This is a genomic window from Mesorhizobium sp. B2-6-4 (assembly GCF_006441495.1).
Lineage (GTDB): Bacteria > Pseudomonadota > Alphaproteobacteria > Rhizobiales > Rhizobiaceae > Mesorhizobium.
The window spans coordinates 65,638-78,915 of sequence record NZ_VFUE01000022.1 but is presented as its reverse complement, the minus strand read 5'-3'; the positions used below and the strand labels follow the sequence as shown (position 1 = coordinate 78,915).

15 protein-coding genes are annotated in these 13,278 nt (G+C 64.4%); 12 read left to right on the top strand and 3 right to left on the bottom strand.

Annotated elements, in window-relative coordinates:
* The first annotated feature begins 88 nt into the window (after positions 1 to 88).
* On the top strand, positions 89 to 880 hold the full coding sequence (locus FJ426_RS25705) for a hypothetical protein (RefSeq protein WP_140500019.1): 792 nt from the start codon (positions 89 to 91) through the stop codon (positions 878 to 880).
* A 134-nt stretch (positions 881 to 1,014) separates the two neighbouring features.
* Positions 1,015 to 1,563 (top strand): YbhB/YbcL family Raf kinase inhibitor-like protein, encoded by a 549-nt coding sequence (locus FJ426_RS25700; RefSeq protein ID WP_140500017.1) that lies wholly within the window; start codon positions 1,015 to 1,017, stop codon positions 1,561 to 1,563.
* 133 nt (positions 1,564 to 1,696) lie between these two features.
* Here the strand turns inward: FJ426_RS25700 and FJ426_RS25695 are convergent, their stop codons facing one another.
* Complete coding sequence (locus tag FJ426_RS25695) at positions 1,697 to 2,167, bottom strand: nucleoside deaminase (protein ID WP_140500015.1); 471 nt, start codon at positions 2,165 to 2,167, stop codon at positions 1,697 to 1,699.
* A 217-nt stretch (positions 2,168 to 2,384) separates the two neighbouring features.
* On the opposite strand from FJ426_RS25695, the gene FJ426_RS25690 reads away from it, so the two are divergent.
* From FJ426_RS25690 to FJ426_RS25655, 8 genes are all read left to right on the top strand, one after another.
* Positions 2,385 to 3,002, top strand: a complete 618-nt coding sequence (locus tag FJ426_RS25690; RefSeq protein ID WP_140500014.1) for a C39 family peptidase — start codon at positions 2,385 to 2,387, stop codon at positions 3,000 to 3,002.
* A 35-nt stretch (positions 3,003 to 3,037) separates the two neighbouring features.
* Positions 3,038 to 4,123, top strand: coding sequence for a D-alanine--D-alanine ligase family protein (locus tag FJ426_RS25685; protein ID WP_140500012.1), 1,086 nt, complete (start codon positions 3,038 to 3,040; stop codon positions 4,121 to 4,123).
* A gap of 69 nt (positions 4,124 to 4,192) precedes the next feature.
* On the top strand, positions 4,193 to 4,615 hold the full coding sequence (locus FJ426_RS25680; RefSeq protein ID WP_140500011.1) for a VOC family protein: 423 nt from the start codon (positions 4,193 to 4,195) through the stop codon (positions 4,613 to 4,615).
* 149 nt (positions 4,616 to 4,764) lie between these two features.
* Positions 4,765 to 5,124 carry an SPW repeat protein gene (locus FJ426_RS25675; RefSeq protein WP_140500009.1) on the top strand — a complete coding sequence of 120 codons (360 nt, stop codon included), beginning with the start codon at positions 4,765 to 4,767 and terminating at the stop codon, positions 5,122 to 5,124.
* 190 nt (positions 5,125 to 5,314) lie between these two features.
* Positions 5,315 to 6,688, top strand: a complete 1,374-nt coding sequence (locus tag FJ426_RS25670; protein ID WP_140825558.1) for a nodulation protein NfeD — start codon at positions 5,315 to 5,317, stop codon at positions 6,686 to 6,688.
* Positions 6,685 to 7,449 carry a slipin family protein gene (locus tag FJ426_RS25665; protein WP_140500005.1) on the top strand — a complete coding sequence of 255 codons (765 nt, stop codon included), beginning with the start codon at positions 6,685 to 6,687 and terminating at the stop codon, positions 7,447 to 7,449. The genes FJ426_RS25670 and FJ426_RS25665 overlap by 4 nt, the downstream gene beginning before the upstream one ends.
* A gap of 326 nt (positions 7,450 to 7,775) precedes the next feature.
* Positions 7,776 to 8,768 (top strand): sterol desaturase family protein, encoded by a 993-nt coding sequence (locus FJ426_RS25660; RefSeq protein WP_140500004.1) that lies wholly within the window; start codon positions 7,776 to 7,778, stop codon positions 8,766 to 8,768.
* Positions 8,765 to 9,916, top strand: coding sequence for a GNAT family N-acetyltransferase (locus tag FJ426_RS25655; protein ID WP_140500002.1), 1,152 nt, complete (start codon positions 8,765 to 8,767; stop codon positions 9,914 to 9,916). Before FJ426_RS25660 ends, FJ426_RS25655 begins: the two co-directional genes overlap by 4 nt.
* Before the next feature lie 26 nt (positions 9,917 to 9,942).
* On the opposite strand, the gene FJ426_RS25650 is transcribed toward FJ426_RS25655, so the two are convergent.
* Both FJ426_RS25650 and FJ426_RS25645 read right to left on the bottom strand, forming a co-directional pair.
* Positions 9,943 to 10,950 (bottom strand): aldo/keto reductase, encoded by a 1,008-nt coding sequence (locus FJ426_RS25650; protein ID WP_140500000.1) that lies wholly within the window; start codon positions 10,948 to 10,950, stop codon positions 9,943 to 9,945.
* Positions 10,951 to 11,094: 144 nt separating this feature from the next.
* Positions 11,095 to 11,385: a hypothetical protein gene (locus FJ426_RS25645; RefSeq protein ID WP_224519116.1), complete on the bottom strand. Its 291-nt coding sequence runs from the start codon at positions 11,383 to 11,385 to the stop codon at positions 11,095 to 11,097.
* 257 nt (positions 11,386 to 11,642) lie between these two features.
* On the opposite strand from FJ426_RS25645, the gene FJ426_RS25640 reads away from it, so the two are divergent.
* Entirely contained in the window at positions 11,643 to 11,888 is a 246-nt protein-coding gene (locus FJ426_RS25640; RefSeq protein ID WP_140499998.1) for a hypothetical protein, read from the top strand.
* A 282-nt stretch (positions 11,889 to 12,170) separates the two neighbouring features.
* On the top strand, positions 12,171 to 13,235 hold the full coding sequence (locus FJ426_RS25635) for a PAS domain S-box protein (protein WP_140561088.1): 1,065 nt from the start codon (positions 12,171 to 12,173) through the stop codon (positions 13,233 to 13,235).
* Positions 13,236 to 13,278: the final 43 nt, after the last annotated feature.

Genomic DNA, 13,278 nt, shown 5'->3' with positions numbered 1-13,278 from the left:
CGTCAGGCCGGCTTGTCGGCAGCCCTTGTGCGCCTGGCAAGGCGTGCGGTAAATGCGGGCGTGCCTTTGCCGGGCGAATGAGGATGTCATGGTCTCCGCAACGCCCAGAGTGACGCTGCTTCTCGGCAGCGCGCCCGATGTCGTGCGCTGCGCCGCCTGGCCGAAGGAGACCTTCGCCAGCATCGTCGCCATCAACAATGCCTGGCGCGTGCGCCCCGACTGGGACGTGCTGGTGCATGCCGGCGATTTCCCGTCCAACCGGATGCCGCCTCTGGAACCGCTGCGGCAGGCCGAGATCTTCAGCGCCGCGCATTACGTGCCGGCCCAGAATACTTTCGGCGGCTTCGTCTATGCCGGCGCCACCATGTCGCTGACAGCGGCCTATTGGGCCGTCCACAGCCAGAGGCCGGACGTGCTCGCCTTCCTCGGCTGCGACATGATCTACGACACGGCCGGCGACACCCATTTCTACGGCATCGGCCGCGCCGACCCGCTGCGCGACGATGTCACGCTGCAGAGCCTCGAGGCCAAATCCGCCCGCCTGCTCATTCATGCGCTGCGACGCGGCACGCTCTGCATCAACCTGTCGGACCTGCCGCAAAGCCGCCTGGTCTTCCCAAGGCTGTCCTTCGAGGAATTGCGGTTACTGTCCCCCGAGCGCCTCGCCGGCATGAAGATGGATGCGCGTGCGGGCATCCATCACCATAGGGTCGAAGTGGCCGAGCAAATCGAGCGCGAGCTCGGCTATTTCTACGAGGATGGCATGTACTGGAACCATCTCGACGAAATCGACCGCGCGCAGCTAGCCGACATCGACCGGCTCTGGATCTCGGCGATCGGTCCGGCTGAGCCGACCGAAGAATGCAGCGCGGCGGAATAGCGCCGTCCGGCAGCTTTTGTTGCAGGGACCAGCAATTCCCGCGGCTCCCACCAGCAGTTTCGCGCCAAATTGCCTAATTTCGGGCCGCTTTTCGGCTAAACTCGTCGGCATCTTGGCTGGAAGTGGAGGAAGCCATGAGCTTGCGCCTCGGTTTCGCCGTGCTGGTGCTGTTCGGCCTCGCCAATCAGGCGGCGGCTTTCGAGATTTCAAGCCCGTCGGTTTCCAACGGCAAATGGGCCGAAAAATATCTCGGCGACAAGGCCGGCGGCTGCAGCGGGCAAAGCGTATCGATCGCCTTGAGATGGAAGGACCCGCCGGCAGGCACCAAGAGCTACGCGCTCACCATGTTCGACCCCGACGCCGGCGGCGGCAAGGGTTTCTGGCACTGGCTGGCCTGGAACATCCCGGCAAGCGCGAAGGGCCTGGCCGAAGGGGCTGGCTCGAAGCGCGGCAAAGGCTTGCCCAAGGGTACGGTGCTCGGCAAGGGTGGCATCGGCCGCGCAGGCTATTTCGGGCCATGCCCGCCGCCCGGCAGCGGCACGCATCACTATGTCTTCACGCTCTATGCGCTCGGCGCGCCGAAGCTGCGCGCGCCGGAGAATCCCTCTCCGGAAATGGTGGCAGTGGCCGCGAAGAGCCAGGCGCTCGGCGAGACCAGCGTGACGTACACCTATGGGCGGTAAGCATGACCGGTTCAGGCAGTCGCCCGGGCCACCAGCGCATTGACGACGCTGTTGGCAAACACGTTCCAAGAGATCGTTTGAATTCCGTTCCGGTGGCCATCTGGCGGCTTTGCGCGCGGCCTCGGCCGGCGCGTCAGCGCGTCCAGAAATCGCGATGCGGCGCGATCAGCTCGTCCTCGATCTCGGGGAAGGGGCCAAAGACCTCGATCTTCTTCTGGCCCGAGGCGAGCACTGTGCGCGAGGGCAGGCTCATCGTCGGATTCTCGGCGTGATCGCCGGTGAGCGCCAGGAGCTTCGTCTCCTCGAAGCCGTAGACCAGGCGGCCGATATTGGCCCAGTAGAGTGTTCCGGCGCACATCGCACAGGGTTCGCCGGTCGAGACCAGCGTGCAGGACCAGAGGAAATCCGGCTCGTAGGCAGCCGCGGCGCGCCGGGCGAGCTCCGTCTCGGCATGGCGCACCGTGTCGAGATTTCCCTGGCGCATAAGCAAGCGATCGTCCGGCCCGACCAGCACGCAGCCGAACGGATGATGTCCGTGCACGGCCGCCTCGCGAGCGACGGCGTCGGCGGCGCGAAGGTGGGCGAGCATCTGGTCGCGGGTCATTGCGCAATCCTAACACGACGGGCGAGGAGAGGAACCGACACCCGGCGACCGGCTTGGTAGGGCGGAGAGTGCGCCGATCGGCGGGCATTGGCAAGCTTCGCCCGGCGGGCAAAACCCGAGCGCGGGCCATCGCTGATCAGGCGAATGAGGTTTGAAGCACTGTTCCCCGCACTCGTATCCTTGTATACGAAATTGAAGCCATCCGCGTGAGGAATTGATGAGTCCACCGCCTGGGACCGTGCCGTTTTTCAGCCAGTGGGAGACGCCCGACATGACCTTGGCCGTGCTTGCCGATGGCGCCGAGGTGGCGCTGCGGCGCGATGCGCTGTGGGAGAATTCGGGCGCGCGGACACTGGACGAATACGCGCTGTGGGCCGCCAATGTCTGCGGCATGGCGTGCCTCAAGATGATCCTGGCGGCGCGCGGCCAGATCGTGCCGACCATCGAACTGGCCAGGCGCTGCACCGGATATGGCGGTTATGTCGTCACCGAACGATCGATCAAGGGCCTGATCTACGCCCCCTTTGTCAGCTTCGTGAAGGCGGAATTCGGCCTGGAAGCGAAGGTGATGACCAGTGTCGCTACATCGGATATTCCGGCGATCCTCGGGCAGTCGCGCTTCTTCATCGCCTCGGTCAGCAGTTCGATCCGCTGGCCCGAGCGCGAGCCGCCGTCCAAGGGCGGCCATCTGGTGCTGGTCATGTCGGCATCGGATGAAGGTTTTCGCTTTCACAATCCGTCCGGCCATACCGGCGCCACACAGGCGAATGCAGTGTTGGCGGCCGCCGATTTCGATCGCTTCTTTGCCAATCGCGGCATTGCCGTCAGCATTTGATCTTGTGGGATTTCGATGAAGGACAAGGCTTTTCAATGAAGAACAAGATTAGGGTCGCCGTCCTCTATGGCGGACGTTCGGCCGAGCATGACGTATCGCGCCTTTCGGCCGCCAATGTGCTGAAGGCCATCGACCGGACGCTTTACGAGGTGGTCCCGATCGCCATTTCCAGGGACGGAAGATGGCTGCTGCAATCTTCATCCGAAGCCGGCGACGACGGAGCCGGGGCACCGGTGTCTGAGGACGGCGTGGAGGTCGCATTGTTGCCCGGTGGTAGAGGCAGGCTGGTGGCCGCACGGGGCGGCGGAGCACAGCCCGACCTGCCGCCGGTCGACGTCGTCTTTCCCGTGCTGCACGGTCCTTTCGGCGAGGACGGCTCGGTGCAGGGCTATGCCGAGGTCGCCGACGTCGCCTATGTCGGCTGCGGCATTCTCGCCTCGGCCGCCGCCATGGACAAGGATGTCGCCAAGCGGCTGCTGCGCGAGGCCGGGCTGCCGGTTGCCCGTTCCGTCACCGTGCATCGAAACGATGTCGGGCCGTTCCAGGAGATCGCCGGCGCGCTCGGCCTGCCTTTCTTCGCCAAGCCGGCGCGCCAGGGCTCCTCCTTCGGCGTCAGCAAGGTGAACGACCGGGACGGCTTCGAACGGGCCGTCGAGACGGCTTTCCGCTACGACGGCAAGGTCCTGATCGAAGAGTTCGTCGACGGCCGCGAGATCGAATGCTCGGTGCTGGAGCGGGCCGACGGAACGCTGACCGTATCGCTGCCCGGCGAGATCATCCCGGCCGGCAAGCACGGCTTCTACACCTATGAAGCCAAATATCTGGACGCCGACGGCGCCGTGGTGAACGTGCCCGCCGATGTCCCGGCCGCCGTCGCCGACGTGGCAAGGGAGATGGCCGCGCGGGCTTTCCAGGCGCTCGGCTGCGAGGCGATGGCCCGCGTCGACTTCTTCCTGCGCGCCGACGGCTCGCTGCTGGTCAACGAGGTCAACACGCTGCCAGGCTTCACCGACATTTCGATGTATGCCAAGGCGCTGGCGGCGATCGGCATCGGCTACAGCAAGGTCATCGACGTGCTGATCGAGCACGCACTGGCGCGGCATGCCGCGCGAAAGTCCTGACGTTCGGCGGGGCATTGACGCCGGATCATGCGAAGCTAGATTCGAGCCCTTGGCGAGAGGAGAGCTTGCATGGAAGAACTGCATCGCGGCCGGCTCATCGATCATATCCAGCTAGTGGTCAGGGACATCGCCGCCAGCCGCCGCTTTTACGAAGCAGTATTTCGAGTGCTCGATATTCCGATCGGCGGCAGCGCCGCCGATTATTTCTGGGCCGACGAGCTTTTCATTTCAACCGCCGACAGCCGCGCGGCTCGGGGAGAGTTGACCGGTCGCCATCACCTGGCATTCCAGGCGAAGGATCGCGCCATGGTCGATGCGTTCTACAAGGCCGGGCTGGACGGCGGCGGCAGGGACAATGGCGGGCCGGGTGAACGCCGGTACCACCCCGGCTACTACGCCGCTTTCCTTCTCGACCCGGACGGCAACAACATCGAAGCGGTGCATCACGGGGCGGCCAACCGCAGTGCTGCCTCGGTGAAGATCACGTTCTAGAATGCGCCGACAAGAGGCGGGTGGCGCGGAGGCGACCCGTCCGTGGGGCAGGCCTTGAAGGCCATGTGAGGCATAGTTACATCAACCATTAAGCGTGCGTTTGCACGCGAATACAACGCTTTGGCCAAGCTTCATCTATGGAGGTTGTCATGGCAAATACACTCATGGAAGGAAAGAAAGGCCAGGACTGGCTCAATCTGGTCCTTGCCGTCTGCCTGTTTATCTCACCCTGGATAATCGGCTTCGCTGCTGAAACCGCTCCCGCATGGAACGCCTGGATTGTCGGCGTCGTGCTGGGCGCGGTGGCCGTGGCGGCGCTTGCCGCCTTCGCCGAGTGGGAGGAATGGGTAGGTGTCGTTCTCGGGCTCTGGCTGATCGTGTCGCCCTGGCTGCTCAAATTCATGGCGAACACGAATGCGATGGCCACCCACGTCATTCTCGGCGTGCTGGTGGTTGCCGTATCGGGTTGGGCCGTCTGGGACGTCCGTCACCCGCACGCACATGCGTGACCGCTGACCAAGGACGGGGCCGGCGCGCGAGCGGGGCCCCTTCCGGCTTTGAACGTCTGCCCATTGCGTTTGCCGCCGGCTGCGAAGGGCAGGGTCGCCGGCTTGCAATCTGAGGCCAGGCCATGGATCTCGACGGACCGAACGCCATATCCTGCACAGCATATCCTGCGTAATTCAGGGAGTTTTGAGCGTGACCCTCGCGCGGATGGCGGTTCTGGCAGCGGCCTTCATGGCCGCCGCGGCCGCCAGTCACTCTTCCGTGACCGCGGAGGCTACGGAGAAGGTCGCGTTGCGCGTCGTGATCGACGGCGCCATCGGCCCGGCGAGCGCCAGGCAGCTCAACGAAGCGCTGGCCAAAGCCGCCGAGCGGCACGCCGAAGCCGTTGTCCTCGAGATCGACACGCCGGGCGGGCTGGTCACCTCGATGCGCGAAATGATCGCCGATATCCTTGCCTCGCCGGTTCCCGTCATCGGCTATGTCGCGCCCGCCGGCGCGCATGCGGCAAGTGCCGGAACCTATATCCTTTATGCCACCCATGTCGCGGCGATGGCGCCCGGCACCAATCTGGGCGCCGCCACGCCGGTCGAGCTTGGCGGGTTGCCGCCCCTTCCCGGTGGCGACGAGAAGGACAAGGGCGACCAGAAGAATGCCACCGGGCCTCCGGCCGGCGACCCGATGATGACAAAGGTGACGAACGACGCGGTCGCCTTGATCCGTTCGCTCGCCGAACTGCGCGGCCGCGATGCCGACTGGGGCGAAAAGGCGGTGCGCGAGGCAGCCAGCCTTTCCGCCAATGCGGCACTTCAGGCACATGTAGTCGACCTCGTCGCCCGCAACACCGCCGAACTGCTCCAGCTTGCCGACGGCCGCACGGTCGAGGTGGCCGGCAAGCAACAGGTGCTGGCGACCAAGGGCGTGGCGGTCGAGACGCTCGATCCCGGCTGGCTGATCCGGCTTCTCGCCGTCATCACCGATCCCAACATCGCCGTCGTCCTGATGCTGGCCGGCGTCTACGGCCTCGTCTTCGAGTTCACCAGCCCAGGCGCCGTGGCGCCCGGCGTGATCGGGACCATCTGCCTGCTGCTCGGGCTCTATGCCCTCAATCTACTGCCGATCAGCTATACCGGCCTCGCCCTGATGCTGCTTGGCATCGCCTTCCTCGTCATCGAGGCCTTCAACCCGACCGTGGTGCTCGGGCTTGGAGGCGTGGCAGCCTTCCTGCTCGGCGCCGCCATGCTGCTCAAGGTCGAGGGCCCGGGCTTCGAGATGTCGTGGGCGCTCATCGGCACCGCCGCGGCGCTGACGCTTGGCCTGGCGCTGCTGGCCGGCAGCTATCTGTGGAGGGCGCGCAGGAGCCTGCCGCGTGTCGGCGCGCAGGCCATGCACGGGCTGCCGGCCAGGATCCTCGACTGGTCGGGCAGCGAGGGCCATGTGCTCGCGCAGGGCGAGCGCTGGCGGGCGAAAGCCGATGAACCGCTCGCCCCCGGCGACAGCGTCGAGGTGGCCGATGTCAGGGATCTCGTGCTGACGGTCCGGCGCAGGAACAATGGAGCAAGGCAATGATCATCGGTTACGTCGCCTATCTGCTACTCGCCCTCATCGTGCTGATCTTCCTGTCCTCCGCCATTCGCATCCTGCGGGAATATGAGCGCGGCGTGGTCTTCACGCTCGGCCGCTTCACCGGGGTGAAGGGCCCCGGCCTCATCCTTCTCATCCCCTTCGTCCAGCAGATGGTGCGGGTCGACCTGCGCGTGGTGGTCCAGGACGTGCCGCCGCAGGACGTGATCTCGCGCGACAATGTCTCGGTGAAGGTGAACGCGGTGCTGTATTTCCGCATCGTCGACGCCGAGCGGGCCGTCATCCAGGTCGAGGACTTCATGGCCGCGACAAACCAGCTCGCGCAGACCACGTTGCGCTCGGTTCTCGGCAAGCACGAACTCGACGAGATGCTGGCCGAGCGCGACAAGTTGAACAGCGACATCCAGGAGATCCTGGACCAGCGGACCGACGCATGGGGCATCAAGGTGTCCAATGTCGAGATCAAGCATGTCGACCTTAACGAGAACATGGTCCGCGCCATCGCCAAGCAGGCCGAGGCTGAAAGGCTGCGGCGCGCGAAGGTGATCAACGCCGATGGCGAGCAGCAGGCGGCGGCAAAGCTGGTCGAGGCCGGCAAGATGCTGGCGCAGGAGCCACAGGCCATGCAACTGCGCTATTTCGAGGCGCTGCACGACATCGCCGGCGAGCGCTCGTCGACGGTGGTGTTTCCGCTGCCGATGGACCTGCTCACGATTTTCAACAAGCAGCCGGGCGCCGGGAAATAAGCTTGGGAGGGGTTTGGCAGCCCGGCCGCGGGCCGGCGAGCTCGGGACCGGCACGATCACCCGGCGATTCCCCGAAGTTGCGATCTCCACGCCAAGCGCTGCCGGTCCTTTGCTGTCAATTTTAGGAGTTTTATTCAGAATTCGGCAATATATAGCGGGCTTTTTAGCGGATTCATTGTTTTTAATTAGCTTAAGCTTTCGCTATGGATTCTCGACTAGGGTGACGGCGAAATGATCGAGAGCCCTGACGGCGTGGCGGCTTGCCCGGCCAGTCAGGTCAATCGCCTCCTGCAAGTCAAGCTTCGGTTGCATAAATGAGTGGGCCCATGTCGATTGCCGGCATCATCGAAAGGATCCTGGACAAGTTGTCCGGCTCCAGCCTGCTTGCGGCCGGCCTCTTGCTGCTGACCGCGCTGGGCAGCGCCCTGATCGCCTATTGGCGGACGGCGGAGCGCAAGAGCTTCAGGGAATTCTTCGATTTCGTCTTTCCCAACGAGATCGTCACGCATCCCTCGGCGCGGGCGGACCTGCTTTTCTGGATCACCCGCAAGGCGATTATGCCCTTCCTGATGCTGCCCGCGGGCGTGACCTTCGTCGTCGCCGTCGGTTACGCGACGAATCGGACGCTGGCGGCACTCCTCCAGATCGAGCCGCCGCTGCTGCCGGGACCGCCGGGAGCGGTGACGATCGTCATCTTCACGGTGACGATGCTGATCGCCTACGACATATCCTATTACCTGTACCATGTGGCCCAGCACCGCTTCCCGTTCCTGTGGGAACTGCACAAGGTGCATCACTCGGCGGAGGTGATGGTCGGGATCACCAAGGACAGGGTTCATCCGCTCGACGAGCTCATGAACCGCGCCTGGGACGGCGTCATACCCGGGATCTGCTTCGGCATCTGGACCCTTTTGTCGCTTAACCTCGTCGAAGTGACGATCTTCGGCGTCAACGTATACGTCATGCGCAATATCCTGATGATGGATTTCGTCAGGCACACCCATTTCAAGATATCGTTCGGGCCGCTCAACAACATCGTGCTGTGCCCGCATTGGCACCAACTGCACCACAGCGTCGATCCAAGGCACTACGACAAGAATTTCGGCTTGCTGTTCTCGTTCTGGGACCGGCTATTCGGAACGTTGTGCGTGCCCAAGCCCGATGAGGATTTCAGGTTCGGATTGATGGAACGCGGCGCGCGCGACTATCAATCCCTGTCGGGGCTTTACGTGCTGCCGCTCAAGAAGATGTGGGGGCACATCGCCCGGCGGTTTCGCCGCCGCGCTTCGTCCGAGCCGACACGGAGCCCGCAGCCATGAACGCTCACGCCGCGATCGAGGGCCCGAAGGCCGGCGCTTTGGAGATCGTCACCTCCGAGGAGCGCCTCGCGTCGGTCGGGCCGGCCTGGACGGAGCTGTGGCGCCGGGCGGAGGGGCTGATCTTTCAAAGCCACGCCTGGGTCACGGCGTGGTGGCAGACGGCCCCGGACCGGGAGCTGCGTGGTCTCAGGATCGGCCTCGTCTGGAACGGTGACCGGATCGACGCCGTCATCCCGCTGGCGACGGTGCGGCGCAAGGGCGTCAACGTCCTGGAATGGGCTGCCAAGGACCACAGCGACTATGGCGACGTGCTGGTCGCGCCGGACTGCGATCCGGCGGCGGTCGCGGCGCTATGGCAGGAAATTTCGGCCGCGGGCGGCTTCGATCTCGTCTATCTGAACCGCCTGCTGCCGGACGCCGCGATGCGCACGCTGCTTGCTCCCGCTTCGGCGCCCAAGATGGCGCTGCGCCCGAACCGCCGCAGCGAAACCAGCTTCCGGGTCGCCGGGCCATGGCGTACGGGCGCGGACTGGTTCGGGGAACAAACGAAGAAGATGCGCCAGAATTATCGCCGTGGCCGCAAATTCCTCGAGGAAGGCGGCGAAGTGCGGTTCCGCCTCATGTCGCCGGACGAGCCGATGCAGCCCGTCCTCGACAGGCTCGCCGAGTTCAAGCGCAAATGGCTCGCCGCGCGCGGACACGAATCCAACCTGTTCGATGAGGGGTCGCCGGCCCTGGCCGCGCTGGTCGCGGTGCTGGCCAGGGAAGGACTCCTGCATGTCTTCGTGCTGGAATGCGCCGGGATGGTGGTGGCGGTCTCGATCAATTTCGTCCAGCACAACACGATGATGGCCTTCGTCACGACCTACGATCCGGATGTCGAACGGGCGTCTCCCGGCATGGTGCTGATGATGGACTACATCCAGTGGTCGATCGACAGAGGGCTGACGATGGTCGACTTCCTGTGCGGCGGCGAGGACTTCAAGCGGCGCTTCGCGACCCAGTCGGTGACGCTGGATTCGGTGCTGGGAACAAGGACCTTGCGCGGAACACTCGCCGCGCTGGCGGACCGGACCCTGCACGCCGGCAGGGAACTTCACCAGCGGTTGCGGCCCGATCCTCGGCAAAAGCCCGCACCGGTGGAATAGGCCCGATTCACCGGCGACGTGCGAACCTATCGGTCGATCATCATCATGGTGCGGTCGCCGTAGCGCGGGCCGGAGACCTTCCCCGGGGCCAGCGCGTCGTCGAGCGCCGCCATCTCGGCGGCCTCCAGTTTCAGCGACGCAGCGGCGACATTTTCTTCCAGATATTTGATCCGCTTGGTGCCGGGGATCGGCACGATGTCGACACCGAAGACGTTGCCCTTCTCCAGGAGCCAGGCCAGCGCGATCTGCCCTGGCTTGACGCCTTTGGCGGCGGCGATGTCGCGGACCTTTGCGGCGGCCTCGACATTGGCGTCATAGTTCGCACCCTGGTAGCGCGGGTCGCCGCGGCGGTAATCACCTTCCGGATAGTCCTCGGCGCGCTTGGCGCCGCCGGTCAGGAAGCCGCGGCCGAGCGGTGAGAACGGCACCAGGCCGATGCCGGTTTGCCGCAGCAGGGGAATGATTTCCGGCTCGAGATTGCGCTCCCACAGCGAGTACTCGCTCTGCAGCGCCGAGACCGGAAACACGGCGTGCGCCCGCTGGATGTTCGCGGCTCCCGCCTCCGACAGGCCGAAGAAGCGGACCTTGCCCTGTTTGACCAGTTCGCCGACCGTGCCGGCGACATCCTCGGCCGGCACGGCTGGGTCGACACGGTGCTGGTAGAGAAGGTCGATATGGTCGGTGGCGAGCCGCTTCAACGACCCTTCAACCGCCGCCCTGATGGTTTGCGGCCTGCTGTCGCGTTCGGTGCCGACCTGCCGGCCATTTTCGATGCGAAAGCCGAATTTGGTGGCGATGGTCACCTGGTCGCGCTTGCCCTTCAAGGCGCGGCCGAGCAGCGCCTCATTGGCGTAAGGGCCATACACCTCGGCGGTGTCGAGGAAGGTGCAGCCGAGTTCGATCGCGCGGTGCAGCGTGGCGATGGATTCGGCTTCGTCGGCCGGGCCGTAGGACTGGCTCATGCCCATGCAGCCGAGGCCGATGGCAGAAACCCGCAGCCCCTGGCTGCCGAGCTTGCGTGTGTCGAGCGTCATGGCGTGTTCTCCGGAGGGGAATTCAACACCATATAGCGCGCGCGCTCAATTTCCACAGGTAGGCCGCGTCCAGCGGGCTCGCCCGGCCACCGGAGCCCTGATGCAGGTCGCCCGAAATGACTTAGCGCGTCGCCTCAAATCTGTTCAGACGAGGCGCTTCAGGGCAGGGGCCGGTCCGCCGGGGCGGCCGTTGACATGAGCGTCCGGCAAGCGGTCGATCATGGTCAGGCCCTCGAATTCGATGGCGGCGCCAAGCAGTTGGGCGGCCGCCAGGACCAGGTGCTCGACGTCCTCGAGAGCAACGTTTTCGTCGAGGTTCCTGAGCCTGATCCGTTCGGCCACCGCGGTGATGTTGACGATGCCGTACGTCCTGAAAGCCGTGGTGACCGCGGATTGAACGTCATCGCGCAACCGCGTCGAGTAGTCATACCGCATGGAAACCTCCTGGACTGGTTTTGCCTTTGTAGCATGCGCCTCGCATCGGTGTGTGGCAAGCGGAAATCTGAAAATACTCGATGTATATCAGTTAGTTAGCATGGTTACGCAAAGGCGCACCCGACGCTTTATAGTCATCATGAGCAGGATGGGGAGGTCGCGTATTTGCCGACCTTGACGTGTTAGGATTGCTATCCTAATTATTAGTGGAATGAGACAGATACTCATTCGCGTATTCGGTTGTGCGAGGAAGTGCCGTGACTGAACTGGAACGTCCTGAACGCTTGCAGGTCATGCTGACCGCCGACGAACTGGCGGCACTGGAGAACTGGCGCTTCGACAAGCGCATGCCGAGCCGCTCGGCCGCGGTCAGGGAGCTCTTGCGGCGTGGCCTCGCCTCGGACGGATTCCTGGCGGCGGAGCAGGGCGTCAAGTCCCAGGACTTCGGACTGCTGTCCACCCCGGGCGGCAACGGCAATGTGGGCGACGGCCATTCTGACTGAGGCGCGGTGACATTCAGGTGATGCCGGCCCGCAAGGACGGGTTCCGCGCTTCCGGTGCCCATGGACTTGAATGTCCGCTCTGTCCTGGTGCTCGAAAACCATTTTGTATGGTCGCTGGCGTCTCCGATGCCGGCCGCCCTGATCTGCGGAACGACCTTCCCCTCGATCACTCCAGCCGGCGAGGCGATTTCGATGAAGTTGAAGCAGCAGGCCGCTTCAAGGTGATTGCCTTGTCCGGCGCACGCGTTATCTAGTGGCTATAGGCTGACACCTGGCGGGGCAATGGCTGACATAGCAAGCGGTGAAAAACAGGACGCAACGGCCGATGCGCAGCTGGCGGCGATCGTCGATTCCTCCTTCGACGCCATCATCAGCAAGGACCTGAACAGCATCATCAAAAGCTGGAACCAGGCGGCCGAACGCATGTTCGGCTACAGCGCGCAAGAAGCGGTGGGCCAGTCGATCCTGATGCTCATCCCCGACCACCTCAAGAACGAGGAGACCGAGATCATCGCCAAGGTCCGCCGCGGCGAGCGCCTGGCGAGCTACGAGACGACGCGAAAGCGCAAGGACGGCACCTTCATTGCCGTTTCGCTGACGGTGTCGCCGATCAGGAACGGCAGCGGCGAGATCGTCGGCGCCTCGAAGATCGCCCGCGACATCAGCGCCAGCAGGGAGAACGAGCGCCGGATCAAGATGCTGATGCGCGAGGTCAACCATCGCGTCAAGAACCAGTTTGCGGTGATCCTGTCGATGGTCAGGGAAACCAGCAAGCGCTCGCAGGACCCGCGCGAGTTCGAGGAGATGATCCGCGCCCGCATCATGGCGCTGTCACGCTCGCACGATCTGCTGGTCACCTCGAACTGGGCGGGAGCCAGCCTGTTCGACCTGGTCCAGGAACATCTCAAACCGTTCGGCCGCGAGGAGCAGATACTGCTTTCGGGACCGCTGCTGACCTTGCAGTCGAATGCGGTGCAGAATCTCGGCATGGCTTTCCACGAGCTCGGCACCAATTCGTCCAAGTATGGAGCGCTCGCCAGCGATTCCGGCCGGGTCGAGGTGACCTGGAGCATGAGCGACGACGCTCTGGCCGAACGCGAATTCCAACTTGTCTGGGAGGAGCGGTCGCCCCCCTATAGCGGCGGCGACGAGCGCGACGACACCACGCGCAAGGGGTTCGGCACCGTTGTCCTGCAAAGGGTGGCGCCGCAGTCGCTCGGCGGGTCCGCCGTGATCGAGCGCTCGCCCGGCTATTTCAGATGGACGCTGAATGCGCCGCTGGCGTCGATCATCGTGCCGCAGCACCCTATGGAAGACGCCGGCCAGACGATCGGCTTAGGCATCTGAAAGCTGCCGCTGCCGATCCGCCGTGGCCAAGGCGCGCCGCATT

Bases quoted from the DNA above. Each gene is read 5' to 3' on its own strand.
- FJ426_RS25655 (WP_140500002.1), top strand. From the start codon at position 8,765: ATGAACGCTCACGCCGCGATCGAGGGCCCGAAGGCCGGCGCTTTGGAG.
- FJ426_RS25680 (WP_140500011.1), top strand. From the start codon at position 4,193: ATGGAAGAACTGCATCGCGGCCGGCTCATCGATCATATCCAGCTAGTG.
- FJ426_RS25705 (WP_140500019.1), top strand. From the start codon at position 89: ATGGTCTCCGCAACGCCCAGAGTGACGCTGCTTCTCGGCAGCGCGCCC.
- FJ426_RS25660 (WP_140500004.1), top strand. From the start codon at position 7,776: ATGTCGATTGCCGGCATCATCGAAAGGATCCTGGACAAGTTGTCCGGC.
- FJ426_RS25635 (WP_140561088.1), top strand. From the start codon at position 12,171: ATGGCTGACATAGCAAGCGGTGAAAAACAGGACGCAACGGCCGATGCG.
- FJ426_RS25675 (WP_140500009.1), top strand. From the start codon at position 4,765: ATGGCAAATACACTCATGGAAGGAAAGAAAGGCCAGGACTGGCTCAAT.
- FJ426_RS25690 (WP_140500014.1), top strand. From the start codon at position 2,385: ATGAGTCCACCGCCTGGGACCGTGCCGTTTTTCAGCCAGTGGGAGACG.
- FJ426_RS25700 (WP_140500017.1), top strand. From the start codon at position 1,015: ATGAGCTTGCGCCTCGGTTTCGCCGTGCTGGTGCTGTTCGGCCTCGCC.
- FJ426_RS25645 (WP_224519116.1), bottom strand. From the start codon at position 11,385: ATGCGGTATGACTACTCGACGCGGTTGCGCGATGACGTTCAATCCGCG.
- FJ426_RS25695 (WP_140500015.1), bottom strand. From the start codon at position 2,167: ATGACCCGCGACCAGATGCTCGCCCACCTTCGCGCCGCCGACGCCGTC.
- FJ426_RS25650 (WP_140500000.1), bottom strand. From the start codon at position 10,950: ATGACGCTCGACACACGCAAGCTCGGCAGCCAGGGGCTGCGGGTTTCT.
- FJ426_RS25685 (WP_140500012.1), top strand. From the start codon at position 3,038: ATGAAGAACAAGATTAGGGTCGCCGTCCTCTATGGCGGACGTTCGGCC.
- FJ426_RS25665 (WP_140500005.1), top strand. From the start codon at position 6,685: ATGATCATCGGTTACGTCGCCTATCTGCTACTCGCCCTCATCGTGCTG.